Annotated in this window: 1 protein-coding gene; it reads left to right on the top strand. The window is 46.8% G+C overall.

Annotation, left to right across the window (positions count from 1 at the left end; all coding sequences use genetic code 11):
- Positions 1-161: 161 nt before the first annotated feature.
- A complete protein-coding gene (locus CWB99_RS23545; protein ID WP_171045444.1) occupies positions 162-1,490 on the top strand; it encodes an IS5 family transposase in 1,329 nt (442 codons plus the stop codon).
- The last annotated feature ends 92 nt before the right edge of the window (positions 1,491-1,582 follow it).

The raw sequence follows: 1,582 nt of genomic DNA, 5'->3' as shown, positions 1-1,582 counted from the left end.
CATCTAACCAATTGGGGCGGTCAGGTGTAAGTGTGCCTCGTTAGTCATCACTGAAAAACACTTAACTTGCTGATCTATTTGAAGATCTAGGCGATCTGACTACCCTTATTTTGCAACTTTTCAACGTCAACACCTTAAAACATTGCAAAATGAGGCCACAAATGAAGCCAAAATCTACGCCAAAACACCCTCAAAAACGACTGTTTGAAATCGAGCTTATCGATCTGGTTTCCCCAAGGCATGAACTCGTTCGCTTAGCTGAGTTGATTGATTGGCAGCGCCTGGAGGTAGAATTTGGTGAGCATTATTGTGCCAATAATGGGGCTGCTGCAAAGCCTATCAGACTCATGGCTGGACTAGAGTATCTAAAGCAAATCAACAAACTCTCTGATGAGCGCATTGTGGAAGCTTGGTGCGAAAACCCATATTGGCAGTACTTCTGCGGGATGCAGTTTTTTAGCCATGAGTTGCCGTGTGATCCAAGCCTGATGTCGCGTTTTCGGCGTCGAATTGGAGAGCAAGGTGTTGAGTTAATGCTCTCTGTGACAGTTGATGCAGGACTTAAAAGTAACACGGTTAAAGCATCCAGCCTGAGGGAAGTTGTCGTGGACAGCACGGTGATGGAAAAGAACATCGCCCACCCGACAGATAGCAAGTTACTGGAAAGGTGCCGTAAAAAACTGACCATGCTGGCAAAAGAAGCGGGTGTCAGACTACGGCAGAGCTACGCGAGGCAGGGACCAAAAATGGCCATGCAAGTCGGTCGATATGCACATGCCAAGCAGTTCAAACGAATGCGCAAAGCACTGAAGAAGCAAAAGAATTACCTCAGACGTGTGCTAAGGGATGTAATGCGAAATCTACCGGCAGAGCCCACATCAGAGTTAGTGCAGATGATGCTCAAAGCAGAGCAATTGTTAAAACAGGAAAAGCACAGCAAAAACAAACTCTATAGTTTGCAAGAGCCGGCAGTAGAGTGTATCGCGAAAGGGAAAAGTGCTAAGCCTTATGAATTCGGTGTGAAAGTGAGTGTCGCAACGACAGTCAAAGAGCAGTTTATAGTCGCAAGTCACGCCATGCACGGTAACCCATACGATGGTGATACCTTGCTGAAAACATTACACATAGTTGAGGATGTGACCAATCAGCGTGCGCAAACCTGCTATGTTGACCGAGGTTACAGGGGACACATGGCGCAGCGGTATGAGGTTTATATCGCAGGGCAAAAACGCGGAGTTACACCATCGATTAAGCGCAAACTGAAACGGCGCAACGCAATCGAGCCGATCATAGGACATATGAAACAGGACGGGCATCTGGGGCTTAACCGATTGAAAGGGAAATTGGGTGACAAGTTAAACGCAATCCTGGCTGGTATAGGCCAGAATTGCCGAAAAATTCTCGCAACCCTAAGGCTTTTTTATGCCTGGAATTTACAGTGGCCAATTTCAGTGCAGGTGCAGCAATTGACATACTCAGTTAGATACTAAAGTGAAGAAGCTCGCCCAAAGTGCGAGCCGAATGCGCGTGCCGGCCACTTAAAAAAGTGGGTTATTCAGAATCGACTAATTAGGCCCAGCTT

The sequence above is a fragment of the Pseudoalteromonas rubra genome, from assembly GCF_005887095.1.
GTDB lineage: Bacteria > Pseudomonadota > Gammaproteobacteria > Enterobacterales > Alteromonadaceae > Pseudoalteromonas > Pseudoalteromonas rubra_E.
The sequence above is the reverse complement of the archived record's forward strand: the minus strand, read 5'-3'. Positions and strand labels throughout refer to the sequence as shown.